A 22018-nucleotide genomic window follows, 5' to 3' on the forward strand; every position below is an offset into this window, starting at 1 on the left:
GAAGAAAGGAATCTGGTACATGAGTTCTGGAAAGTTCACCCTGTTCCGCCATGATGGTCATGGCAACGTGGTGCCCTGCGCCGACGTCACCTATCGTATCCGCGATGTACTGCATGGCTTCGCCGTCGTGGCCTCCGGCACGACCGACACGCTCGGCGACACCGATCTGGTGACGCTGCCGGAGCGTGTGCAGACCCCGGCACCACCGGTCCTTCCCAACTGGCGCAGAGGCTGGCCGAACCTCGGCCCGGGGCCGGCCGGCCTGAAGCTGCCCTGGCCGCGGCGCAACGTGCCGGACGCAGCCGCCGGGGCCGGGCAGGGCGCCCGCCTGCCACAGAGTGAGCATCGATACCAGCTGCAGGTGCGCGAAGCTGCCAGCGGCGAGTGGACCGATCCGCTGTTGCATCCGGACTGCCATGAGCCCGCGCAGCTGGGCCCCTGGAGCGAAGATCCACGGGCCGACGCGTCGCTGCGGCCTGCGTTGCAGGTGCGGCGGCTGCGGTTGCGGCCGTTCCACCAGCTGCAGTTGCAGCGGCAGAGCCCGCCAACACCGGTGCCGGAGGCTGGCTTCGTGGGCTACCGCCGCGACCGCGACGGCACTGAGGTGATCGCCCTCGACGTGCACGGGCGGCCGGTCCGTGGCGTAACGGATAGGCAGGGGATGACCCCGCGTCTGTTCTGCGAACAGGATCTGCGGCTGGTGTTCACCCTGCCGGGCAGCCGCAGCGAACTGCGCAGTGCGCTGTCCGAGCCACGGGTGGTCGGGCAATCGCGCCTGGTGCCGGTGGTGTCGGTGAAGATGCATGCGGTGGTGAGCGGCCCCGGCGAAGGCGCCACGCTGGAGCTGGCCGGGAAGATCAGTGCACCGGCGCTGCTGAACGTGGCCGACGAAGAACTCCTGCTGCTGACACCCGAGGTCTGGGAGGAGTTCCGCGAGGTTGCGCGATCCATTGAAGGCAGCCTCTCAGCCGTGCCGCGCGCCCGCTGGCAACTGGAGGAGGCGCTGGCCGGCCGCAGCCTGGAGGCGGTGGCCCTGGCCGAGAAGAACCTGGGCATGGCCGAGGACCGTGCAGCGGCCATGCTCAACGGGAACTTCGCCCGAAAGACAGACCTGGTCGAAGTGATCACCTTTGAAAGCTACAGCCGCAAAAGCGACGGCCAGCCACAGCAGGAGGTGGGCCTTCGCCGCAATTACCTGCCGCGGTTCAAATACGATGAATTCAAAGGCCGCCGGGTGATGGGTGTGCCTACCCACGTGGATGTGGGCATGTCGACACGGGCGGGCGACAGCGGGATGTCCGTGGGCAGCGCGGCCCGGCAGAAGGGGCCGGCCTTCCAGAACTTTGATTCACGAAAATTCATGCAGTCGCTGATGACGATCAAGGCCCAGATTGGCCGGAGCGTCAAGGCGCCGAACATCCAGTTCGACCTTATCGAGCTGGGTGGGAACCAGTTCTCCGAGCTGGTGCGCGCGTCGGAAACCTACTCGGTGGAGACCTCCGCGCAGTGGCTGCGGTTTGTGGCGGGTGCCGGGGCCAGTGCCCAGGCCGAGTGGGACCCACTGCACCGCAAGGCCAGCGCCAAGGTTGAAGCGGGTGCACATTACAAACTGGCGCTGTTTGAAGCAAAAGCCGTGCATACGTGGTCGATTCCCTCGCGTACCGGGTGGATGCAGCGCTACGGCGATATCGACCTGGGCGCGATCGTATTCCAGATGTCGTTGGAGCTGCACGGCTTTGCCGGAGTGAAACGGGCGTTGATGGGCGCTGCCGGCGTGAGCATTGATCGTGGTGCTGCCAAGGTCGAGGCGCAGCCGCGCGATCGTGACGACAGCTTCGTGCCCAGCTTCGATATCGTGCGCGGCATGCCGCGAGCCGACATGGGCGATCCGCCGGGCGAGGACGGCCGGCCGTCGAGACGCGTGGTGATGGCTGCGGTGGGCGAGAAGCCGCCGGAGAGCCTGAATGGCATGCAGGTGAATGCCGAGGCGTTTGTGGGTGTTGAGGCGGGCTTGACGCCTGCGGGTGAACTGCAATGGCTGCCGCCCCAGCAGGGAACACCGGTAACGCTTGCGAAGCTGAGCTTGGATACGGCGGGTTCTGCAGGCGTGGGCGCCAAGGCGCAGATGTATGTGTATTACGAGGATGGGCGTTTCCGGATCAAGGTCAGTGCGCGGTTGTGCCTGGGCATTGGATGCAAGGGGGCGCTGGATTTTGTGGTGGGTGTGGAGGGGATGCTGGAGTTCGCCAAGTGGGTGTATTACCAGTTGGCGCATGCTGGGTTTAAGGAGTTGATGTTCTTTGCGGATGGTGTACTAGGCTATCTGGCCAAGCTGGAGCTTCTGCAGATTTCAAGTGACGGGTCTGTAGGTCGGTATCTGCACTCAAACATCGAAATGGCGCAGGAAATGGTGCGAGATGTGATTCAGCGGCTTGAAACTGCCGAGAGTCGATCCGGGCTTGTGCGGCGCATCAACTCTGCGCCGACCGAAGGGCAGGCTGGATCCGGCGCATGGCTCGTGTATGCGACGCCAATCACGAGGGGCATGCTTCTCTACGCCATCACCCGCCACGATTGGATGACGCATATGAAGAGTCCAGCAGAACTCGAGGGAGTGCTTGACCCGCAATTGCACTATCTTCCTGATCACAAGAGGGCTGTTATTCGGGTGATAAAGGGCATCAGCCTCGTTAGTGAGTGGCAGGCCATGTTCCAGCACATGACTGCCGACGGCGAGCCCAGCGGTGAAGAGGTGGGCAAGCTTGAAGGTGATGTTATGAAGTTCCTGAACTATGGGCGCTCATTGGCCGATGATCTCAGATCAAAAGTTATCGATCCAATCAATGCGGATGGCGATGTGTCATCAGAGGGGCTGGGAAGCAGCTACCTTGAGCAGTTCATTGCCCATCGCAGGAGGCTGTTGGGACGCTTCCCGAAAGGGTACGAAGTGACCCAGTTGCAAACGATGGATGTAGATGCGCTGCTGGCGCTTGAAGGGCGGGAGGCGGCTACATTCGCGAGTATCGATGGTGACTACCTCAGACTCCGGGATCATGAACAGCGGTCTGTTGCCGCATCCGGTCGCCCCATTCCGTCAGCAACCGCCTCCTAGCTCGCTGTCGTTGCTGCTTAGGAGACGAAGCAGTGGCGAAGGTCAGTCGCAGCTGACGCTACCCACCACCTGGGGCGGAAGGGGCAGTAGCCGCACAGCGAAATCTGTTTGCGCTGTTTGGATTGAACTTCAGCTTTCCCTCTTCGGATAGCAATGGATTTGGCCCGGGATCAGGGTGTCGCTTGAATCTCGTGAACGTCATCGACACGATGAAAAGCGAATCCCCACCGCGATCACTGTGACTTCGTTGCACTTTCTCCTCGCCGCTCGTCGGTCCGCGTGGATCATTGGTGTCAGACATGGCGTACGGATCCTGGTACCAGTCAAAGACCCATTCAAATCCATGATCGATCATGTCGTATAGACCCAGCGGAGTAGGTGGGTACTGACCTAATGGTGTAGGTCCAGACATGTAGCCATGCTGCGACGCGTAGCGGGTGATCGTCTTGTAATCCCCAACATTCCGACCGTTGTCGACGCTGCCATCATCGGTGGGCCAGATCACGAACTGGCCCCGGTTACGTGCTGCGTACTCCCACTGGGCCTCCGTCGGAAGCTCCATCTTGCGTCCGATCAGTTCTCCCACCCATCCGCAGTACTGCTGCGCGGCCTCCCAGCTCACGCCGACGGGTAGATCGTCCGGTAGGTTCCGGTACTCCAGATCCATCGGATACTGTGCGGTACGAGGTTGTCCCGTTGCATCGGTGTAGACGTCGAAGTCGGCGTAGGTGATCTTCTTCGCACCGATTGCGTAGCTGCTCAATGTCACCTCACACAGCACGTCGTCGTTGCGCCTGCCGCTGTAAGGCATCTTCGCGCGTGGGTCGATGGGGCCGAAATCGCCCATGATGAAGGTGCCGCCTTCCACCTCTACTAGGTCATTTTTGGTCTTTTGCGACAGCGCTTCGATGCGCGCTGTGAGCTCAGGAGAGTGCTTCTGGGGCGTTTTGACGGTCGAGCCTTGGCATGCGGTCAGCAGAAGCGCCGTTGGTACAAGGGATTTCAGAAGGACGGGTCGAAGAGGCGGCATAAGAAGCACCGATCAGTTCTGGATGGACTGAATCAGCGTAGCAATGCCAGATATGGGGAGGCACTCATGACGGGGTCAAGGAACGTGAGGCGGCACTTTCCATAGGACGCAGAGGTGCGGTGGCGGCGCAGCGGAATCTGGTCGAACTGTTGGGGTTGAATAGGTGCTTGTCCTCGTCGTCTAGGAGTGGGTTCGGTCCTGGGTCCGGATTGCGCTTGAATCGCGTGAACGTCATCGACACGATGAAAAGCGAATCTCCGCCTCGATTGCCGTGGCTGCGCAGTACCTTCTCTTTGCCATGCGCCGGTCCGCGAGGATCTCGTACATCCAAACCATCGTATGTATCCTGATACCAATCAAAAACCCACTCATATCCATGGTCGATCATGTCGTACAGGCCCAACGGAGTGGGTGGATACTGACCGATTGGAGTCGGTCCAGACATGTAGCCATGCTTCGACGCGTAGCGTGTGACGGTTCTGTAGTCCCCAACGTTCCTTCCATCGTCGACGCTGCCATCATCGGTGGGCCAGATGACGAACTCGCCCCGGGTACGTGCCGCGTACTCCCACTGCGCCTCCGTCGGAAGCTCCATCTTTCGCCCAATCAGCTCTCCGACCCATCCACAGTACTGCTGTGCGGCCTCCCAGCTCACGCCGACCGGTAGATCGTCCGGCAGGTTCCGGTACTCCAGATCCATCGGGTACTGCGCGGTCCGGGGCTGGCCCGTTGCATCGGTATAGACGTCGAAGTCGGCGTAGGTGATCTTCTTCGCACCGATTGCGTAGCTGCTCAATGTCACCTCGCGCAGCGCGTCATCGTCGCGCTCACCGCTGTAAGGCATCTTCGCGCGCGGATCGATGGGGCCGAAATCGCCCATGATGAAGGTGCCGCCTTCCACCTCCACAAGGTCTTTCTTGGTCTTTTGCGACAGCGCTTCGATCCGTGCTGTGAGCTCAGGAGAGTGCTTCTGGGGCGTTCTGACGGTCGAGCCTTGGCACGCAGTCAGCAGAAGTGCTGTTGGCACAAGGGATTTCAGAAGAACGGGTCGAAGAGGCGGCATGAGAAGCACCGATCAGTTCTGGATGGACTGAATCAGCGTAGCAACGCAGGCGCGTGGCGATAGAGTCTGCCTGTGGTTGGATACCAGCCTTGGTCGGCATGCAGGGAAACAAGAGTGCCAACCCAGGTTGGCCTCTACCGAATGACGGCTGCCTATGGCCGGTACTGCGCCCTGGCGTTGGCGATCACCGCCTTGACCAGCTCTCGGTCGGCATGCCGGGAAATGGCCCGGGCACCGAGCGCGATCGCCTGCGCGCGCAGCTCTGCAGTGACATCGTAGTGGGCGCCGCTGGCCTTGTTCTGGAAGGCCCGCGGCGGAATGCCGAGCTGCGCCGCCATCGCGTGCAGCTCGGCCAGGGTGTCGGCCATCAGGTGCGCCCAGCGCTGTCCGCGCCAGGGATGCACCGCGTCATCGACGTAGACCGTCACCGCCGCGGCCGGTTCAGGCCTGCGGCTTGCTGTCGCTGTCAGCGGCCGGGGTCGCTTCGGCGGCGGCTTCTTCGGCCACGTCGCCCTCGACGGCTGCCTCTTCCTCGCCCTCGGCGGCTTCGACGCCCTCGAACTCGGCGACCAGCTTGTCCAGGTACTCGTCAGCGGTCTGGCCGGACTCTTCGGCCAGGGTGTCCAGCAGCTTCTGCAGCAGCTCGGAGTATTCCAGGCTGACCTTGCGGCCTTCCTTCTCCTGCACGTTGGCCAGGTGCTTGAGCATGGCCAGCATCGGCACCGGGTTCTCGGCGTTGCCCATGGTCTGGCCGCCGATGGCCAGCAGCCACTCGCGGCCCTGCAGGCCGATGGCGGCGACCACCTGGCCGTCTTCGCTGGTCAGCACGGCGTGGTTCTGCACCTGCTGCTGGGCGTTCAGACGGAGGAACGGGCGCTTGCCCTGCTGCTTCTTGCGCTTGTCGCGCTTGGCCTTGGAGTTCTGGGACATGAGGTGGGGTCACCTGGATACGGAAAGACCGCCATTGTAGCGGGTGCTGCAGGGTGCGCTCGCCGGCCATGGCCATGGCCTTGGTGGGTGCGGACCTTGGTCCGCACGCTTTGTGCCCGATGTGCGGACCAAGGCCCGCACCCACAGTTTATTCTGCTTGCCCCTGCACAGATTGTTCTGCCGGCCCCTGCGCGGCCTGCACGTCCGGGTCGGCGCTGGGCGCCGACAGCCCCACCTGCGGGCCGGCCCCGGCCAGCGCGGCGGCTTCGGCGGCCTGGGTCATCACCACGATGCTGATGCGGCGGTTGATCGGGTTCTGCGGGTCGGCCTTGTCGAACAGCACCGACGAGGACAGGCCAACCACGCGGGTGATCTTGCTGTCCTCCAGGCCACCATCGATCAGCGCACGCCGCGCGGCGTTGGCGCGATCGGCGCTCAGTTCCCAGTTGCCGTAGCCGCGTGCGGCCGAATAGGCGGTGATGTCGGTATGCCCGGTCAGGCTGATCCGGTTCGGAACGTGGTTCAGGTATTCGGCCAGCTCGTGCAGGATCTGCTGCGTGTACGGCTTCAGCGTGGCGCTGCCGAGGTCGAACATCGGCCGGTTCTGCTTGTCCACGATCTGGATGCGCAGGCCTTCCGGGGTCAGGTCCAGCAGCAGCTGGTCCTTGAACGGCTCCAGCGCCTGGCTCCTGCTGATCGCTTCCTGCAGTTCCTTCATCAGCTGCTCCAGCTGCTGCTTGTCGCGCTGCTGCTGGTCCACCGGCTGCGGCACCGCCTCCTTCTGGTTCTGGAAGGGATCGTTGCTGTTGCCGCGGGAAACGTCGGTGGCACCGCCGAGCTTGATCATCGAGGTGCTGGCACCGCCCGGGCCGGCCATGCCGGGGGCGGGGGTGGCGCTCTTGCCGCTGAGCGGGCTGGGGTTGCGGAAGTACTCGGAAATGGCGGCCCGTTCCGGCTTGCTGGTGCTGGCCATCAGCCACAGCACCAGGAAGAAGGCCATCATCGCGGTCACGAAGTCGGCATAGGCCACCTTCCACGAGCCGCCGTGGTGGGCGGCGTGGCCGCCCTTCTTGACCCGGCGGACGATGACGGTGGGCTTGGTCTCGGCCATGGCTTACTTGACCGTCTTCAGGTGCTGCTCGAAATCGGAGAAGGCCGGGCGCACATTCGACGGCAGCGTCTTGCGGGCGAATTCCAGCGCGATCTTCGGGTTGTAGCCGCGCAGGCAGGCCAGCAGGGCGGTCTTCACCGACTCGTAGATGCGGCTGTCCTGCTCGGCACGGGCTTCCATCGCCGCCGCCATCGGGCCGACGAAGCCGTAGCCCAGCAGGATGCCGAGGAAGGTGCCGACCAGCGCGCCGGCCACGTGGCCGCCGACCTCGACGATGTCACCACCGATCGAGCCCATGGTGATGACGATGCCCAGCACTGCGGCGACGATGCCGAAACCGGGCAGTCCGTCGGCGACCTTGGTCAGCACCTGCGACGGCGCCATGGCCTCGGCGTGGTGCTTTTCCAGCTCCAATTCCAGCAGCGGCTCCAGTTCGTGCGGCTCGATGTTGCTGCCGATCATCAGGCGCAGGCAGTCGGTGATGAAGTCGATCAGGTGGTGGTCGGCCTGCACCTTGGGGTAGTTGCCGAACAGCGCGCTCTCGGCCGGACGCTCGACATGGTCTTCCAGCGCCATGAAGCCTTCGCGGCGCGCCTTGTTGAGCAGTTCGTACAGCAGGCTGAGCACATCGATGTAGTCCTGCTGCTTGTAACGCGGGCCCTTGAACACGCCGACCATGGCCTGCAGGGTCTGCTTGACCGTCTTGGCCGGGGTGCCGACCAGGAACGCACCCAGTGCGGCACCGCCAATGATGACCAGCTCGTAGGGTTGCCACAGCGCCCCCAGCCGACCGTGTGCGCCGAGGTAGCCGCCCAGCACGCTGATGATGACGACCAGGAATCCAACGATGATGAGCATGGCGCGACGCAAGGAGCGGGGATATCTCCTTGTCGGCCCTTCACGTGGTTTTCTGAAGAGGGAATTCTGTGAAATCGGTCGGCGGGGTGTTTCAGCCCGCCACACCGGCCTCCGCACCGCCACGCCGCAGCGGATCAGGCCATGGCTCGCCATTGCCGGTGAACGAAAGTGAGACCGAGTTCAGGCAGTGGCGCTCGTAGGTGGGCGGCGGGCCGTCCGGGAACACATGGCCCAGATGGCTGCCACAGCGGGCGCAGGTGATCTCGGTGCGGACCATGCCGTGGCTGGTGTCGCGGATCTCGCGCACATGCGCCGGGTCGAACGGGGCGAAGAAGCTGGGCCAGCCGGTGCCGGAATCGAACTTGGTGCTGGAGCGGAACAGCGGCAACGCGCACAGCCGGCAGCAGTAGACGCCCTCGCGCTTGTTGTCGAGGAAGACCCCGCAGAACGGCGCTTCGGTGCCGTGCTGCAGTAGCACGCGGCGCTCCTCGCTGCTGAGGCCGGCAATCAGCGCCTCGGTCTGGGTGGCGGTGGGGGGCGTCAGGTCGAAGGCAGTCATGCCGGCTCTCCGTGGGTGATGGCCTGGGGATGCCTGCGGAAATGGGGGTGGCGGCGAGGCCTTGCAAGTGTGATGGCCGTTCATGGGCGGCACACAGGCGCAGGCGCAAGGTGAACGCGATCCACGCCGGAGCGTGCCATGAAACCGACCCTTCCCCTGCTGCTGATCGCCCTGCTGCCCGCGCTGGCGCTGGCCCAGGTGCCCACTGCCGATCCGACCGCCACCCGCAGCACCACCACCGTGGCCCCCGCGCCGGTGGCACCGCCGCCGCAAGCGGCCCGCCCGCAGCCCCAGGTGCTGCCGTCACCGCAGCCGGCGCAACCGATCAAATCCACCGGTCCGGCCCGGATTGCACCCACCCCGGCGCCGAAGCCGGCCGACAAGGTCTACGACCGCAATGGACGCATCGTCCCCGGTGTGCGCCCGGCCGGTCCCAACCGTGTGTTCGATTCGCGTACCGGCCGCTATTACGACAGCGTGCCGCAGGGCGACGGCCAGCAGATCCGCTAGCGCCGGCCTGAACGCACGAAAACAACCGCGTGCGGATCACTGCTTTTTCGCCTGCGATTAACCGTTCCGGGACCACTTTGGCGGTGCGCCGGCATCCCGTCGTCGCATGTCCTTCGTCCATTGGATCGCGATCATGAAAAACCAGCAGAACCGTCATCCCGGCAAGGAACCGCAGGGCCGCAACCCGCAGCAACAGCAGCAGCAACAACAGCAGATGGAACCGCAGCAGTCGCACAAGGGCGGCAAGCAGCAGGAGCAGCGCTCGCAGAAGCACCCTCAGCAGCGCTGACGGGCCCGGGGTCGGATCCCGCATTGCGGGCTCTGGCCCCAACTGCGTTGAGCCCTCAGTCCGGAATCGGCAGGCTCAGCGTCTCTTTCACTTCTTCCATCACGATGTAGCTCTTCGATTCGCGCACATGCGGCAGGGTCAGCAGCGTGCTGCCGAGCAGCTTGCGATAGGAGGCCATCTCGCTGATCCGCGCCTTCAGCAGGTAGTCGAAGTCGCCCGACACCAGGTGGCACTCCAGCACGTTGGGCAGCTTCAGCGCCGCGCGCCGGAATTCCTCGAAGATGTCGCCGGACTTGTAGGCCAGGCTGATCTCCACGAACACCAGCAGGCTGGCCTTCACCGCCGCCGGGTCGAGGTGGGCGTGGTAGCCGGTGATCACCGCTTCGCGTTCCAGCCGGCGCACGCGCTCGGTGCACGGGGTGGTGGACAGGCCGACCCGCTCACCCAGTTCGGTGAAGGAAATGCGGCCCTCGGCCTGCAGGATGCGCAGGATCTTGCGGTCGATCTTGTCCAGTTCGCGGGTACGGGTGGCCATGGCCGTCAACCTTGGGGAATGAATTGCAGGAGAACATCCTGCCGGTTGATTTCAAATCAGGCAAATCAACTGGTATTGGCTGTCTATACTTCCCCAATTATGGTCCCGGCACGCTCCAGTGCAGGGAATGATCGGGTTGGAGAAGTCCCATGCGAGTCCTAGTTCTCGGCAGCGGCGTGATCGGCACCACCAGTGCCTGGTACCTGCGACAGGCCGGGTTTGAAGTCACGGTCATCGACCGCCAACCCGGTCCGGCGCTGGAAACCAGCTTCGCCAATGCCGGGCAGCTGTCGTTCGGCTACACCTCGCCGTGGGCAGCGCCGGGCGTGCCGAAGAAGGCCATCGGCTGGCTGTTCGAGAAGCACGCGCCGCTGGCGATCAAGCCGGGCATGGACCTGGCCCAGTACCGCTGGCTGTGGCAGATGCTGCGCAACTGCACCCACGAGCGCTATGCGATCAACAAGGCACGCATGGTGCGCATGTCCGAGTACAGCCGCGACTGCCTGAACGAGCTGCGCGCGCAGGTCGGCATCGAGTTCGAGGGCCGTGACCTGGGCACCACCCAGCTGTTCCGCACCCAGCAGCAGCTGGATGCCTCGGCGCAGGACATCGAGATCCTGGCCCAGTACGGCGTGCCGTACGAGGTGCTGGACCGCGCCGGCATCATCCAGGCCGAACCGGCCCTGGCCCATGTCGATGGCCTGGTCGGCGCGCTGCGCCTGCCGCGTGACCAGACCGGCGACTGCCAGCTGTTCACCCGCCGCCTGGCGCAGATGTGCGTGGATGCCGGCGTCGAGTTCCGTTTCGACCAGGACATCACCGGCCTGGAGTTCGATGGCGACCGCATCAGCGGCGTGCGCATCGGCGGCACGCTGGAAACCGCCGACCGCTTCGTGGTCGCGCTGGGCAGCTACTCGCCCGCGCTGGTGGCACCGCTGGGCATGCGCCTGCCGGTGTACCCGCTGAAGGGCTACTCGCTGACCCTGCCGATCACCGATCCGGCGATGGCGCCCACCTCGACCATCCTTGATGAGAGCTACAAGGTGGCGGTGACCCGCTTCGACGACCGCATCCGTGTCGGTGGCATGGCCGAGGTTGCAGGCTTCGACCTGTCGCTGTCGCAGCGCCGTCGCGAAACCCTGGAGCTGGTGGTCAGCGACCTGTACCCGAAGGGCGGCGACCTGTCGCGCGCGCAGTTCTGGACCGGCCTGCGCCCGGCCACGCCGGACGGTACGCCGGTGATCGGCGCCACACCTTTCCGCAACCTGTACCTCAATACCGGCCACGGCACCCTGGGCTGGACCATGGCCTGTGGCTCGGGCCGCTACCTGGCCGACCTGATGAGCGCGCGCCAGCCGCAGATCAGCACCGAGGGCCTGGATATTTTCCGCTACGGCCAGTACGGTCACGCGCCGCAACATGAGAACCGCACATGCGTCCTGCCCGCGCGCTGATCGATCTGGGCGCCCTGCGCAGCAACTACCGGCTCGCCCGTGAACTGGGCGGTGGCAAGGCCCTGGCGATCATCAAGGCCGATGCCTACGGCCACGGTGCGGTGCGCTGTGCACAGGCGCTGGAAGGCGAGGCCGATGGTTTCGGCGTGGCCACCATCGAAGAGGCGCTGGAACTGCGCCAGGCCGGCATCCGCGCGCCGATCCTGCTGCTGGAAGGCATCTTCGAGCCGAGCGACATGGGGCTGGTGGCCGAACACGATTTCTGGTTCGCAGTGGGCTCACCGTGGCAGCTGGAGGCGCTGGCTGCCTTCGACAGCCCGCGCCCGCTGACCGTGTGGCTGAAGCTGGACAGCGGCATGCATCGCCTGGGCCTGGACGTGGACAGCTTCCGTGCCGCGCATGCGCGCCTGTCGGCACTGCCGCAGGTCGAGCGCATCGTGCTGATGACCCACCTGGCGCGTGCCGACGAGCTGGACAGCGAACGCACCCACGAACAGGCCGCGACCTTCGCCCGCGCCATCGACGGCCTGGAAGGCGAGACCAGCGTGTGCAATTCGCCGGCGCTGCTCGGCTGGCCGGATGTGCGCAGCGACTGGGTGCGCCCGGGCCTGATGCTGTACGGCGCCAACCCGCTGCCGGAGGCTTCGGAGATCACTGCGCGGCTGCGCCCGGTGATGACCATGCAGTCGAAGGTGATCGCCGAGCGCTGGATCGAGGCCGGCGAGCCGGTGGGCTATGGCGCCCGCTTCGTGGCGAAGTCGCGCACCCGCGTGGGTGTGGTCGCGCTGGGTTACGCCGACGGGTATCCGCAGTTCGCCCCGAACGGCACCCCGGTGCTGATCGACGGCCAGCCCGGTGGCCTGATCGGGCGCGTGTCGATGGACATGTTGACCGTGGAGCTGACCGCGCATCCGCAGGCCGGCGTCGGCAGTGTCGTGGAACTGTGGGGTACTGCGCCGACGTTGTCTGAACTGGCACCGCGCTGTGGCGTAAGTGCCTATCAGCTGCCCTGTGCGGTCAAGCGCGTGGCGCGCGTATATCAGGAGTGAGGTGATGCCGGCCAGCGGCCGGCACTACCTGGATGCATGGCGTCCACGGCTCTGGTAGCGGCCGACCTTGGTCGGCGCTTTGAATGCGTGTCGACCAAGGTCGACACCTGCCAGAGCCGAGCGCGGCGCGGAATTACCGCGCTGCGGTCGCCTGGCTGGTCAGCTGACGCTTCACCCAATCATCGATCAGGCGCTTCTCGTAACGCAGCGGATCGCTTTCGCTCCTCAGCCCCAGGTTGTGCAGGTAGCCGCTGTCGCTCAGCTTGGCTTCGCCCTCGTCAACGATGCGGCCGCTGGCGTCCTTCAGCGTGTACTGCAGCGTGATCCGCGGCGGATAGATGTCGCGCATGATCCGGATGTCGCTGCCGCGCGGGCCGTGCCAGGGCTCATAGTCGCCAGCACGCTTGATGTCGACCAGGGTCACGTCCAGGGTCTGCCCGGACTGCAGCGGCTTGGCCGCCGTGGTCTGCACGTAGCGGGCCAGCTGCTGCACCCAGTCGCCACGTTCGGCTTCGAAGCGGTTGGTGCTGCGGCGGATTTCGGTGAAACCGGCCGGATCGTCCCACTTCACGCTGACCGGGCCATCGGCCTGCAGCGCGCGTGGGGCCTGCGGATCGGTGACGGTACGCGGCGCGGCGTTCGCGGCGCCGGCCATGAGGACGCCTGCCAGCAGCAGGGCGGTGGCCAATGTGCGGTTCATGACGGTCTCCTGCGCCCCATCGTTGGGGACGGTTCTATCCATCTATGGATCGAGTGTGATCCCGCTTCCGGGCCACCGCAACGGCCGATTGCGTCATGCGCAAGAGCGGTTGCCGCCAATTCATCGTCGTCAACCCTGACTGACGGCGCTTGACGCTGTGAATACGCTCTCTGGAAGATGCTGTGTCTCCAATCCGGCCCGTCCAGACGCCCTTGTCCACACTGCCGCCCCTAGTGGAGCGCCCACCGTTGATGGTGCCGGCGCCCGAACCCGACCTGCATCATGGCGTGCTTGAGCGCATCAACGCCGGCTTCTGCGTGATCCAGGTGCTGTTCGAGGGCGATCATGCGGTCGACTATCGCTTCATCGAGGTCAACGATGCCTTCGAGCGCCATACCGGGCTGAAGGATGTACGCGGCCAGCGCATGAGCCTGCTGGAGCCGAACCACGAGGAAGACTGGTTCCGCATCTACGGCGAGGTCGCCCGCAGCGGCCGCCCGGCGCAGTTCGAGATGGAAGCGCGTGCGCTCGGCCGTTCGTTCGCGGTCGATGCCGTGCGCGTGGGCCGTCCCGGCGAAGACAAGGTCGGCATCCTGTTCTTCGACATCACCGCGCGCAAGCAGATGGAAGTGGAACTGGGCGAGAGCGAAGCCCGTTTCAGCGCGCTGGCCGATGGCCTGCCGATGCCGGTGTGGGTGCTGGACGAGCGTGGCCATGCCCGTTTCGTCAACAGTGCCTTCAGTGAGTTCTTCGGTGGTGACGAGACGCGCGTGCCGGAAGATGTGTGGCGCGGCCTGGTCCATCCCGATGACGCCTCGGTGTTCGAGTACGAACTGCAGGAGGCACTGAAGGCACAGCGTTCCATGCATGCCCTGGTGCGTGCTCGCCGCGCCGATGGCCAGTGGCGCTGGCTGGAGATGAACGCCCGGCCGCGCTTCTCGCGCATGGGACGTTTCATCGGCCTGGCCGGCAGCAGCCCGGACGTGACCGAACGCCGCGAGATCGAGCTGGCCCGCGAGGAACTGCTGCAGTCCGAGCGAGCCGCGCGCAGTGCCGCGGAAAACATGGCGCGGCTGAAGGACGAATTCCTGGCTACGCTGTCGCACGAGCTGCGCACGCCGCTGACCACCATCCTGGGCTGGAGCGAGTTGCTGCTGCAGCGCGTGGACAACACCAGCCCGCTGTTCAAGGGCCTGAACGTGATCGCCAACAGCGCCGGCGCGCAGAAGCGGCTGATCTCGGACATGCTCGACCTCAGCAGCATGCTGCTGGGCAAGGTGCAGCTGGAAGTGGAAGTGCTGGACCTCAATCTGCTGCTTGGCGAAGCCATCGGCGCGCAGGAACTGGTAGCCGAAGGCAAGGCGCTGGACGTTCACCTGCAACTGCCCGAGCAGCCCAGCCTGGTGCTGGGCGATGCCACCCGCCTGCAGCAGGTGCTGTGGAACCTGCTCTCCAATGCCATCAAGTTCACCCCGGCCGAAGGCCGCATCGACCTGCAGCTGCAGGCCGACGGCAACCACTGGGTGATCACCGTGCATGACACCGGCGACGGTATCGCGCCTGAATTCCTCAATCACCTGTTCAGCCGTTTCCGCCAGGCCGATGGCACCACCACGCGCCGCCACGGTGGCCTGGGCCTGGGCCTGGCGATCGTGCAGCAGCTGGTCGAACTGCATGGTGGCACCGTGACCGCCGCCAGCGAAGGCCACGGCCACGGCGCCACCTTCACCGTGCGGCTGCCGCAGCACCTTCCCGATGCCGAGCGCCGCCCGCTGCGCGAAGTGATCAGCGGGCCGATCCTGGAACCGGTGATCGTCGAGCCGTATCCGCTGCGCGGCATGCATGTGCTGGCGGTGGAAGACCAGCCGGAAGTGCTGGAGTACCTGCGGCGCATGCTGGAAGAGCAGGGCGCCAGTGTCTCCGCGGCCAGTTCGGCCGGCGAGGCGCTGGCGCTGCTGGCCGACACCGGCCACCTGCAGTACCACGTGATGCTGACCGACATCGGCATGCCGGGCATGGATGGCTATGGCCTGGTGCGTACGCTGCGCGAGGACATGGGGGTGGATGCGGCGACCCTGCCGGCGGTGGCGGTGACCGCGCTGGCGCGCGCCGATGACCGCCGCCGCGCGCTGGCATCGGGCTTCCAGGAACACGTGGCCAAGCCCTATTCGGTGGCGCAGCTGGTGGCCGCCGTACGCAAGGTGCAGGTGCCGCGCGCAGACAGCGCGCTGCACTGAGCATTCACGGCCGATCGGCGACCCTGCATGCAGGAGGTCGCCGATGTCCCGCACAGCTCCCCGCATCCATACCGATCCGGCGCAGATCGCGCGCCTGGAAGCCCTGCTACCACAGCTGGAAGGTGAAACGCAGGTGCAACTCACCCTGCATGACGGTCGCCGCCTGCTGGGTACCGTGGCGGTGAAACCCACGCTCCAGCAGTACCGCAACGATGCTGGCGATGAAGGCAGCAATGGCCAGCTGCGCCTGGATGACTACGACACGCCGGTGCAGCAGCACCACGTCTGGCTGGATGAGATCGCCAGCATCGACCGTCTGCCACCCAGGGCGCCCTGATCCGATGGAGCGCCGAGCCCTCGCGCGGCGCTACCGCCCGAGCGCGGGCTCCGGCGCTGCAGGGGGATCAATGCTCGAACAGCGTGGGCGTTGCCTCGAAGCGGCGCGCATAGGCGCGTTCTTCCGCGACCCGGGCTACCTCATCGTCGGCCAGGTCTGGCGCGCCGTACACCGCATAGGCCACGCTGCCGTCGGCGCCATGGCCGACCTGGTGCAGCCGGTAGCGCGAGTGGCCGCCGCCGGTGTCCTCGGGGTAGTGCACGGGCGGATGGCTGCCTTCCAGGTCCATTTCACTGTTGTCGACCACGCCACCGACGAACAAGGCTCGCATGCAGGTTCTCCTGGGTTTCCGGGGGGAGCCTCTACCCTGAACGTTTCAATGTTGCTGGCACATCAAGGCCCCGTTCGGGTTTCGCAAAGTGGCCCGCCGGGGCCGGACCGGCCAAGCCGGTACAATGGACGGCCCTCACGCTTGAAGTACCCGCGCCGATGGCCTCCAGCGACGACGCCCCCCTGCAGACCCTGTTCCTGCCGTTCTCCCAAGGTGCCCTGCGCTGGCCGGAGGGCCCGGTGGCCTTCCTGCGTGCCCGCGACGGCTGGCCGTTGCGCGAAGCGGCGGGCAACCGCGAGGTGCACTGCGAGCAGAGCTTCGCCCCGTTCGCGCAGCCGCTGCAGCAGGCCGCCGGCTGGACCGTCAGCGGCCAGCTGGATGACGTGGCCGGCAAGGGCCGCTACCCGCTGGTGCTGGTGCTGCCGCCGCGCCAGCGCGAAGAGGCCCGTGCGCTGTTCGCCCGCGCGCTGGCGCTGGTGGCCGACGGCGGTCGCATCGTGGCCTGCCAGTCCAACAACGAAGGCGCACGCTCCGGCGAAGGCGACCTCAAGCAGCTGACCGGCCTCGGCGGCAGCCTGACCAAGAACCATTGCCGCGTGTACTGGACCGCGCCGATGCAGGGCCAGCACGATGCCGACCTGGCCAAGCGCTGGTCGGCGCTGGATGCGGTGCGCCCGATCGTCGGCGGCCGTTTCCTCAGCCGCCCGGGCGTGTTCGCCTGGGACCGCATCGATCCGGCCTCGGCATTGCTGGCCGAGCACCTGCCGGCCGACCTGGCCGGGCGTGCCGCCGACCTCGGTGCCGGTTATGGCTACCTGTCGCGCGAGCTGCTGGAGCGCTGCCCGAAGATCACCGCGCTGGACCTGTACGAGGCCGAGCAGCGCGCGCTGGCCCTGGCCGAACTGAACCTGGCGCCGCCGCCGCGCCCGCTGCCGCTGCGTTTCCTGTGGCGCGACGTCACCGCCGGCATCGAGCCGGGCTACGACGTGATCATCAGCAACCCGCCGTTCCACACACCGTCGCGGGCCGACCGCCCGGACATCGGCCAGCGTTTCATCGCCGTAGCCGCGCAGGCGCTGCGCCCGGGCGGGCGGCTGTACGTGGTGGCCAACCGCCACCTGCCGTACGAGCACACCCTCAACGACAGCTTCGGCGCGGTGCGCGTGGTTGCCGAGCGCGACGGTTTCAAGCTGGTTGAAGCGGTGAAGGGGAAGGGCCGATGAAACTGGTCAAGCACATCGCCAACCTGGGCTATGGCAGCCGCAAGCAGGTGCAGTGGATGTTCCGCGAGGGCCGCGTCACCGATGCCGACGGCGAAGTGCTGTACGCCGATGATCAGGTGCCGCACGAGGCCATCCGCGTCGACGGCGAGCCGCTGGACCCGCCGGTGGGGCTGTCGATCGCGCTGTACAAGCCGGCCGGCTACACCTGTTCGACCAAGGACATCGGCCGCCTGATCTACGACCTGCTGCCGCCGCGCTTCCGCGACCGCGACCCGGTGCTGTCCACGGTCGGCCGCCTCGACCGCGAGACCAGTGGCCTGCTGCTGCTGACCGACGATGGTGGCCTGCTGCACCGGATCATCTCGCCGAAATCGAAGCTGCCCAAGGTCTACGAAGTGGAACTGAGCGACGACCTGCGCGGCGATGAAGTGGCCCTGTTCGCCAGCGGCACGCTGATGCTGGAGTCCGAGAAGACGCCCCTGCTGCCGGCTGAACTCGAGGTGCTGGACGCGCGCCGCGCACGCCTGGTGCTGCACGAAGGCCGCTACCATCAGGTACGTCGCATGTTCGCCGCCACCGGCAACCACGTGCAGGCCCTGCACCGCAGCTGCGTTGGCGGGCTGGACCTGCAGGGGCTGGAGGAAGGGCAATGGCGGCAGCTCACCTCCACCGACCTGGATACGTTGTTCGCTCCATGACTACCATCGCTGCGCTGCCGTTCCTGCCCGACGCCGTCATCTTCGACATGGACGGCCTGATGATCGACAGCGAGCGGGTCGCGCTGGCCTGCTGGAGCGAGGCCGCGGACGAATTCGGACTGGGCCTGGACAAGGCAGTGTTCCTGCGCATGGTTGGCCTCGGCGATCGTGACACGCACGCGCTGCTGCGCGCGCAGGGCATCGAAGACAGCGTGATCGAAGCGGTCGCGGCACGCTGCCATGACCTGTATGAAGCTCGCACGCAGACCGGCCTGCCGCTGCGGCCGGGCATCCTGGAGCTGCTGGAACTGCTGAAGGCGCACGCGGTTCCGCGCGCGGTGGCGACCACCACGCGGCAGCCTCGCGCCAACCGCAAGCTGGCCGCGGCGGGCCTGCTGCCCTACTTCGATGCGGTGATCACCAGTGGCGACGTGGCGCGGCCGAAGCCGGCGCCGGATATCTACCTGTTGGCTGCACAGCGGCTGGGCCAGGCGCCGGAGCGCTGCCTGGCGCTGGAGGACTCACCAGCCGGTACGCGCGCCGCATTGGCGGCCGGCATGACCGTGATCCAGGTGCCGGACCTGGTGCACCCGGACGAAGAGTTGCGCGCACTGGGCCATCGCATCGTCGGCTCGCTGGTGGACGCGCACGCACTGCTGCTGCCGCTGCTGCCGAAATAAGGTGGGTGCCAACCGCACCTGACGGTGGGTGCCAACCTTGGTTGGCACACTTCACCGCTCTGGTGGATGCCAACCTTGGTTGGCACACCCCAATGCCCCGGTGGGTGCCGACCGTTGGTCGGCACACCTTCCCCTCACACCCGCCCGAACACCAGGGCGGCGTTGGTGCCACCGAAGCCGAAACTGTTGGACATCACCGTATCCAGCCTCTGCTCGCGGCTTTCGCGCAGGATCGGGAAGTTCTCCACCTTCGGGTCCAGCTCGGCGATGTTGGCTGAACCGGCAACGAAGCCGTCGCGCATCATCAGCAGGCAGTAGATCGCCTCGTGCACGCTGGCCGCGCCCAGCGAATGACCGGACAACGCCTTGGTCGAGGACAGCGGTGGCACTGCATCGCCGAACACTTCGCGGATCGCGTTGAGCTCGGTGACGTCGCCCAGCGGGGTCGAAGTGCCGTGGGTGTTGAGGTAGTCCAGCGGGCGATCGATGCCCTGCAGCGCCATCTTCATGCAGCGCACGGCGCCTTCGCCGGACGGCGCCACCATGTCGGCACCATCGGAGGTCACGCCGTAGCCGATCAGTTCGGCATGGATGTGCGCACCGCGTGCGACGGCGTGGTCGTAGTCCTCCAGCACCAGCATGCCGCCGCCACCGGCGATGACGAAGCCGTCGCGGTCCTTGTCGTACGGGCGCGAGGCGCTGGCCGGGGTCTCGTTGAAGCTGGTCGACAGGGCACCCATCGCATCGAACATCACGCTCATCGACCAGTGCAGGTCTTCGCCGCCGCCGGCAAACATGATGTCCTGCGCGCCGTGGCGGATCATGTCCGCGGCCGCGCCGATGCAGTGCGCCGAGGTCGCGCAGGCGGCCGACAGCGAGTAGCTGACGCCCTTGATCTGGTAGGCGGTGGCCAGGCAGGCCGAGACCGTCGAGCACATCGTGCGCGGCACCATGTACGGGCCGACCTTGCGCACGCCACGTTCGCGCAGCAGGTCGACCGCGCCGATCTGCCATTCGCTGGAGCCGCCACCGGAGCCGGCGATCAGGCCGGTGCGCAGGTTGCTGACCTGCTCGGGGCTGAGCCCGGCATCGGCGATGGCATCGCGCATGGACAGGTAGGCAAAGGCCGCCGCATCGCTCATGAAGCGCTTCTGCTTGCGGTCGATCAGCGCGTCCAGGTCGAGGTCGACACGGCCGCCGACCTGGCTGCGCAGCCCGGCTTCGGCGTGGTCGGCCAGCGTGGTGATGCCCGAGCGGCCTTCGCGCAGCGCGGCCGAGACGGTATCCAGATCATTGCCGAGGCAGGACGTGATGCCCATGCCGGTGATGACGACGCGACGCATCAGAAGCTCCCGGTTTCGGTGAACAGGCCGACGCGCAGGTCGCGCGCGCTGTAGATTTCGCGGTCATCCACGTACATGCGGGCGTCCGACTGGGCCATCACCAGCTTGCGGTTGATGACCCGGCTGATATCGATCTCGTAGCGCACGAGCTTGGCATCCGGCAGCACCTGGCCGGTGAACTTCACTTCACCGCAGCCCAGCGCGCGGCCCTTGCCGGGGGCGCCCAGCCAGGTCAGGAAGAAGCCGGTCAGCTGCCACATGGCATCCAGGCCCAGGCAGCCGGGCATCACCGGGTCGCCGATGAAATGGCAGCCGAAGAACCACAGGTCCGGGCGGATATCCAGTTCGGCGCGTACCATGCCTTTGCCATGTGGTCCGCCGTCCTCGCGGATTTCGGTGATGCGGTCGAACATAAGCATCGGATCGTTGGGCAGACGGCCGGCGGCGGCGCCGAACAGTTCACCGCGTGCGCTGGCCAGCAGCTGGTCGCGGTTGAACGCGTGGAGACGAGTCATGGAAAGCGCAATCCTGGAAGCGAAAACGAGGCAACAATCCGTCGAGGATGCACGACGGTTGCAGCGGGAATCAAACCGCCGCACCGTACGCGTGCGTAGTGTTTTCCGCCCAGATCGCGCATCCCGTTGATGCACAACGACCATACTTCGCCGTCTGGACCGGTACGGTGCGGGTATGATGTCGGCCAACCATGAACGCACTGCGCAAGATCATCCACGTCGACATGGACGCCTTCTACGCGTCGGTGGAGCAGCGCGACGATCCGTCACTGCGTGGCAAGCCGGTGGTCGTGGCATGGCGCGGCGCCCGCTCGGTGGTGTGTGCGGCCTCCTACGAAGCCCGCGTGTTCGGCGTGCGCTCGGCGATGCCGGCGCTGCGTGCTGAACGCCTGTGTCCGGATGCGATCTTCGTGCCGCCGGACTTCTCGCGTTACAAGGCGGTGTCACGCCAGGTGCGCGAGATCTTCCTGCGCCATACCGATCTGGTCGAGCCGCTGTCGCTGGACGAGGCCTACCTGGACGTGACCGAGCCGAAGAGCGGCATCGAGCTGGCCACCGATATCGCCCGCACCATCCGCACGCAGATCCGTGAAGAAACCCAGCTGACCGCTTCAGCCGGGATCGCGCCGAACAAGTTCCTGGCCAAGATCGCATCGGACTGGCGCAAGCCCGATGGGCAGTTCGTGATTCCACCGCAGCGGGTGGACGCGTTCCTGCTGCCGCTGCCGGTGAACCGGGTGCCCGGCGTGGGCAAGGTGATGGAAGGCAAGCTGGCCGCGCGCGGCATCGTCACCTGTGGCGACCTGCGGCAGTGGGCGCTGGTTGATCTGGAAGAGGCGTTCGGCAGCTTCGGCCGCAGCCTGTACAACCGCGCACGCGGTGTGGACGAGCGGCCGGTGGAACCGGACCAGCAGGTGCAGTCGATTTCTTCGGAGGACACCTTCGCCGAAGACCTGCTGCTGGAGGACCTGAGCGAGGCGATCGTGCAGCTGGCGGAGAAGACCTGGCATGCCACCCGCAAGACCGAGCGCGTCGGCCACACCGTGGTGCTGAAGCTGAAGACCGCGCAGTTCCGCATCCTTACCCGCAGCTTCACCCCGGAGCGCCCGCCGGAATCGATGGAAGAACTGCGCGACATCGCCCTGGCCCTGCGTGCCCGCGTCGACCTGCCGGCCGAAACCCGCTACCGCCTGGTGGGCGTCGGCCTGGGCGGTTTCCGCGAAAAGGAGCCGGTGGTGCAGGGCGAATTGTTCGAGCACGGAACGAACGATTCTGAAGGAAATTGATCGTTCGCCGTCGAACATTTCGATTCCGCAACGAACGGCAGTCGAGCATGGCTCGACTCTACAAAAAGCTACAGATCGCAGAGAACTGTCGAAGGCGGGGTGGGTCCGGTGGCGGGGGTGTCCGCGGCATGGATGCCGCGGCCAAGCCCCCAGGGGTGAGGGCGCTTT

At 66.0% G+C, this 22018-nt stretch carries 23 protein-coding genes; 11 read left to right on the plus strand and 12 right to left on the minus strand.

Annotation, left to right across the window (positions count from 1 at the left end; translation table 11 throughout):
- Nucleotides 1–19: 19 nt before the first annotated feature.
- On the plus strand, nucleotides 20–3112 hold the full coding sequence (locus tag K5L94_RS02180; protein ID WP_274511924.1) for a DNA repair protein: 3093 nt from the start codon (nucleotides 20–22) through the stop codon (nucleotides 3110–3112).
- Between the two features lie 58 nt (nucleotides 3113–3170).
- Here K5L94_RS02180 and K5L94_RS02185 read toward each other — a convergent pair whose 3' ends face one another.
- The 7 genes from K5L94_RS02185 to msrB form a co-directional block, all read right to left on the minus strand.
- The gene (locus K5L94_RS02185) at nucleotides 3171–4142 is read right to left on the minus strand and encodes a formylglycine-generating enzyme family protein (RefSeq protein ID WP_274511925.1); all 972 of its coding nucleotides are present in this window, start codon (nucleotides 4140–4142) and stop codon (nucleotides 3171–3173) included.
- Nucleotides 4143–4206: 64 nt separating this feature from the next.
- On the minus strand, nucleotides 4207–5205 hold the full coding sequence (locus K5L94_RS02190; protein WP_274511926.1) for a formylglycine-generating enzyme family protein: 999 nt from the start codon (nucleotides 5203–5205) through the stop codon (nucleotides 4207–4209).
- Between the two features lie 152 nt (nucleotides 5206–5357).
- Nucleotides 5358–5633, minus strand: coding sequence for a DUF4031 domain-containing protein (locus K5L94_RS02195; protein ID WP_004153991.1), 276 nt, complete (start codon nucleotides 5631–5633; stop codon nucleotides 5358–5360).
- 13 nt (nucleotides 5634–5646) lie between these two features.
- Nucleotides 5647–6135, minus strand: coding sequence for a hypothetical protein (locus K5L94_RS02200; protein ID WP_274511927.1), 489 nt, complete (start codon nucleotides 6133–6135; stop codon nucleotides 5647–5649).
- Between the two features lie 148 nt (nucleotides 6136–6283).
- The gene (motB, locus tag K5L94_RS02205; protein WP_133933691.1) at nucleotides 6284–7246 is read right to left on the minus strand and encodes a flagellar motor protein MotB; all 963 of its coding nucleotides are present in this window, start codon (nucleotides 7244–7246) and stop codon (nucleotides 6284–6286) included.
- Nucleotides 7247–7249: 3 nt separating this feature from the next.
- A complete protein-coding gene (motA, locus tag K5L94_RS02210; protein WP_008264562.1) occupies nucleotides 7250–8104 on the minus strand; it encodes a flagellar motor stator protein MotA in 855 nt (284 codons plus the stop codon).
- A 91-nt stretch (nucleotides 8105–8195) separates the two neighbouring features.
- Complete coding sequence (msrB, locus tag K5L94_RS02215) at nucleotides 8196–8663, minus strand: peptide-methionine (R)-S-oxide reductase MsrB (protein WP_004153995.1); 468 nt, start codon at nucleotides 8661–8663, stop codon at nucleotides 8196–8198.
- Nucleotides 8664–8801: 138 nt separating this feature from the next.
- Here msrB and K5L94_RS02220 point away from each other — a divergent pair, with 138 nt between their 5' ends.
- Both K5L94_RS02220 and K5L94_RS02225 read left to right on the plus strand, forming a co-directional pair.
- Nucleotides 8802–9173, plus strand: coding sequence for a hypothetical protein (locus K5L94_RS02220; RefSeq protein ID WP_053448665.1), 372 nt, complete (start codon nucleotides 8802–8804; stop codon nucleotides 9171–9173).
- Nucleotides 9174–9279: 106 nt separating this feature from the next.
- Complete coding sequence (locus K5L94_RS02225; RefSeq protein WP_053448666.1) at nucleotides 9280–9462, plus strand: hypothetical protein; 183 nt, start codon at nucleotides 9280–9282, stop codon at nucleotides 9460–9462.
- A gap of 55 nt (nucleotides 9463–9517) precedes the next feature.
- Here K5L94_RS02225 and K5L94_RS02230 read toward each other — a convergent pair whose 3' ends face one another.
- Nucleotides 9518–9997, minus strand: a complete 480-nt coding sequence (locus tag K5L94_RS02230) for an Lrp/AsnC ligand binding domain-containing protein (protein WP_004140558.1) — start codon at nucleotides 9995–9997, stop codon at nucleotides 9518–9520.
- 149 nt (nucleotides 9998–10146) lie between these two features.
- On the opposite strand from K5L94_RS02230, the gene K5L94_RS02235 reads away from it, so the two are divergent.
- Together K5L94_RS02235 and alr are read left to right on the plus strand one after the other, a co-directional pair.
- Entirely contained in the window at nucleotides 10147–11451 is a 1305-nt protein-coding gene (locus K5L94_RS02235; protein ID WP_053448667.1) for a D-amino acid dehydrogenase, read from the plus strand.
- Nucleotides 11430–12500, plus strand: a complete 1071-nt coding sequence (gene alr, locus K5L94_RS02240; RefSeq protein ID WP_274511928.1) for an alanine racemase — start codon at nucleotides 11430–11432, stop codon at nucleotides 12498–12500. The genes K5L94_RS02235 and alr overlap by 22 nt, the downstream gene beginning before the upstream one ends.
- A 133-nt stretch (nucleotides 12501–12633) precedes the next feature.
- Here alr and K5L94_RS02245 read toward each other — a convergent pair whose 3' ends face one another.
- Nucleotides 12634–13200, minus strand: coding sequence for a DUF3016 domain-containing protein (locus K5L94_RS02245; RefSeq protein ID WP_274511929.1), 567 nt, complete (start codon nucleotides 13198–13200; stop codon nucleotides 12634–12636).
- Between the two features lie 251 nt (nucleotides 13201–13451).
- Here K5L94_RS02245 and K5L94_RS02250 point away from each other — a divergent pair, with 251 nt between their 5' ends.
- Complete coding sequence (locus K5L94_RS02250) at nucleotides 13452–15437, plus strand: hybrid sensor histidine kinase/response regulator (protein WP_274511930.1); 1986 nt, start codon at nucleotides 13452–13454, stop codon at nucleotides 15435–15437.
- Nucleotides 15438–15480: 43 nt separating this feature from the next.
- On the plus strand, nucleotides 15481–15774 hold the full coding sequence (locus tag K5L94_RS02255; protein WP_049456370.1) for a DUF3247 family protein: 294 nt from the start codon (nucleotides 15481–15483) through the stop codon (nucleotides 15772–15774).
- Nucleotides 15775–15841: 67 nt separating this feature from the next.
- On the opposite strand, the gene K5L94_RS02260 is transcribed toward K5L94_RS02255, so the two are convergent.
- A complete protein-coding gene (locus K5L94_RS02260) occupies nucleotides 15842–16105 on the minus strand; it encodes a hypothetical protein (RefSeq protein ID WP_005407925.1) in 264 nt (87 codons plus the stop codon).
- A 158-nt stretch (nucleotides 16106–16263) separates the two neighbouring features.
- Between K5L94_RS02260 and K5L94_RS02265 the strand changes: the two genes are divergently transcribed.
- From K5L94_RS02265 to K5L94_RS02275, 3 genes are read left to right on the plus strand one after another with little or no spacing between them, the layout of a single operon-like run.
- Nucleotides 16264–17328, plus strand: coding sequence for a class I SAM-dependent methyltransferase (locus tag K5L94_RS02265; RefSeq protein ID WP_197564372.1), 1065 nt, complete (start codon nucleotides 16264–16266; stop codon nucleotides 17326–17328).
- Nucleotides 17325–18026, plus strand: a complete 702-nt coding sequence (locus K5L94_RS02270; RefSeq protein ID WP_274511931.1) for a pseudouridine synthase — start codon at nucleotides 17325–17327, stop codon at nucleotides 18024–18026. The genes K5L94_RS02265 and K5L94_RS02270 overlap by 4 nt, the downstream gene beginning before the upstream one ends.
- Nucleotides 18023–18706 (plus strand): HAD family hydrolase, encoded by a 684-nt coding sequence (locus K5L94_RS02275; RefSeq protein WP_053448673.1) that lies wholly within the window; start codon nucleotides 18023–18025, stop codon nucleotides 18704–18706. The genes K5L94_RS02270 and K5L94_RS02275 overlap by 4 nt, the downstream gene beginning before the upstream one ends.
- A gap of 134 nt (nucleotides 18707–18840) precedes the next feature.
- Here the strand turns inward: K5L94_RS02275 and fabB are convergent, their stop codons facing one another.
- Nucleotides 18841–20049, minus strand: a complete 1209-nt coding sequence (gene fabB, locus K5L94_RS02280; RefSeq protein WP_274511932.1) for a beta-ketoacyl-ACP synthase I — start codon at nucleotides 20047–20049, stop codon at nucleotides 18841–18843.
- A complete protein-coding gene (gene fabA, locus K5L94_RS02285) occupies nucleotides 20049–20564 on the minus strand; it encodes a 3-hydroxyacyl-[acyl-carrier-protein] dehydratase FabA (protein ID WP_004154008.1) in 516 nt (171 codons plus the stop codon). The genes fabB and fabA overlap by 1 nt, the downstream gene beginning before the upstream one ends.
- A gap of 191 nt (nucleotides 20565–20755) precedes the next feature.
- Here fabA and dinB point away from each other — a divergent pair, with 191 nt between their 5' ends.
- Nucleotides 20756–21850: a DNA polymerase IV gene (gene dinB, locus K5L94_RS02290; protein ID WP_053448674.1), complete on the plus strand. Its 1095-nt coding sequence runs from the start codon at nucleotides 20756–20758 to the stop codon at nucleotides 21848–21850.
- Nucleotides 21851–22018: the final 168 nt, after the last annotated feature.

The organism is Stenotrophomonas forensis (genome assembly GCF_028752115.1).
In the GTDB taxonomy this organism is placed as follows: domain Bacteria; phylum Pseudomonadota; class Gammaproteobacteria; order Xanthomonadales; family Xanthomonadaceae; genus Stenotrophomonas; species Stenotrophomonas forensis.

What these genes read in the sequence shown, in the direction of transcription:
- K5L94_RS02245 (WP_274511929.1), bottom strand. Translation starts at nt 13,200, where the DNA reads ATGAACCGCACATTGGCCACCGCCCTGCTGCTGGCAGGCGTCCTCATG.
- motB (WP_133933691.1), bottom strand. Translation starts at nt 7,246, where the DNA reads ATGGCCGAGACCAAGCCCACCGTCATCGTCCGCCGGGTCAAGAAGGGC.
- K5L94_RS02220 (WP_053448665.1), top strand. Translation starts at nt 8,802, where the DNA reads ATGAAACCGACCCTTCCCCTGCTGCTGATCGCCCTGCTGCCCGCGCTG.
- K5L94_RS02190 (WP_274511926.1), bottom strand. Translation starts at nt 5,205, where the DNA reads ATGCCGCCTCTTCGACCCGTTCTTCTGAAATCCCTTGTGCCAACAGCA.
- alr (WP_274511928.1), top strand. Translation starts at nt 11,430, where the DNA reads ATGCGTCCTGCCCGCGCGCTGATCGATCTGGGCGCCCTGCGCAGCAAC.
- fabA (WP_004154008.1), bottom strand. Translation starts at nt 20,564, where the DNA reads ATGACTCGTCTCCACGCGTTCAACCGCGACCAGCTGCTGGCCAGCGCA.
- K5L94_RS02180 (WP_274511924.1), top strand. Translation starts at nt 20, where the DNA reads ATGAGTTCTGGAAAGTTCACCCTGTTCCGCCATGATGGTCATGGCAAC.
- fabB (WP_274511932.1), bottom strand. Translation starts at nt 20,049, where the DNA reads ATGCGTCGCGTCGTCATCACCGGCATGGGCATCACGTCCTGCCTCGGC.
- K5L94_RS02235 (WP_053448667.1), top strand. Translation starts at nt 10,147, where the DNA reads ATGCGAGTCCTAGTTCTCGGCAGCGGCGTGATCGGCACCACCAGTGCC.
- K5L94_RS02185 (WP_274511925.1), bottom strand. Translation starts at nt 4,142, where the DNA reads ATGCCGCCTCTTCGACCCGTCCTTCTGAAATCCCTTGTACCAACGGCG.
- K5L94_RS02225 (WP_053448666.1), top strand. Translation starts at nt 9,280, where the DNA reads ATGTCCTTCGTCCATTGGATCGCGATCATGAAAAACCAGCAGAACCGT.
- motA (WP_008264562.1), bottom strand. Translation starts at nt 8,104, where the DNA reads ATGCTCATCATCGTTGGATTCCTGGTCGTCATCATCAGCGTGCTGGGC.
- K5L94_RS02230 (WP_004140558.1), bottom strand. Translation starts at nt 9,997, where the DNA reads ATGGCCACCCGTACCCGCGAACTGGACAAGATCGACCGCAAGATCCTG.
- K5L94_RS02270 (WP_274511931.1), top strand. Translation starts at nt 17,325, where the DNA reads ATGAAACTGGTCAAGCACATCGCCAACCTGGGCTATGGCAGCCGCAAG.
- K5L94_RS02260 (WP_005407925.1), bottom strand. Translation starts at nt 16,105, where the DNA reads ATGCGAGCCTTGTTCGTCGGTGGCGTGGTCGACAACAGTGAAATGGAC.
- dinB (WP_053448674.1), top strand. Translation starts at nt 20,756, where the DNA reads ATGAACGCACTGCGCAAGATCATCCACGTCGACATGGACGCCTTCTAC.
- K5L94_RS02265 (WP_197564372.1), top strand. Translation starts at nt 16,264, where the DNA reads ATGGCCTCCAGCGACGACGCCCCCCTGCAGACCCTGTTCCTGCCGTTC.
- msrB (WP_004153995.1), bottom strand. Translation starts at nt 8,663, where the DNA reads ATGACTGCCTTCGACCTGACGCCCCCCACCGCCACCCAGACCGAGGCG.
- K5L94_RS02250 (WP_274511930.1), top strand. Translation starts at nt 13,452, where the DNA reads ATGGTGCCGGCGCCCGAACCCGACCTGCATCATGGCGTGCTTGAGCGC.
- K5L94_RS02200 (WP_274511927.1), bottom strand. Translation starts at nt 6,135, where the DNA reads ATGTCCCAGAACTCCAAGGCCAAGCGCGACAAGCGCAAGAAGCAGCAG.
- K5L94_RS02275 (WP_053448673.1), top strand. Translation starts at nt 18,023, where the DNA reads ATGACTACCATCGCTGCGCTGCCGTTCCTGCCCGACGCCGTCATCTTC.
- K5L94_RS02255 (WP_049456370.1), top strand. Translation starts at nt 15,481, where the DNA reads ATGTCCCGCACAGCTCCCCGCATCCATACCGATCCGGCGCAGATCGCG.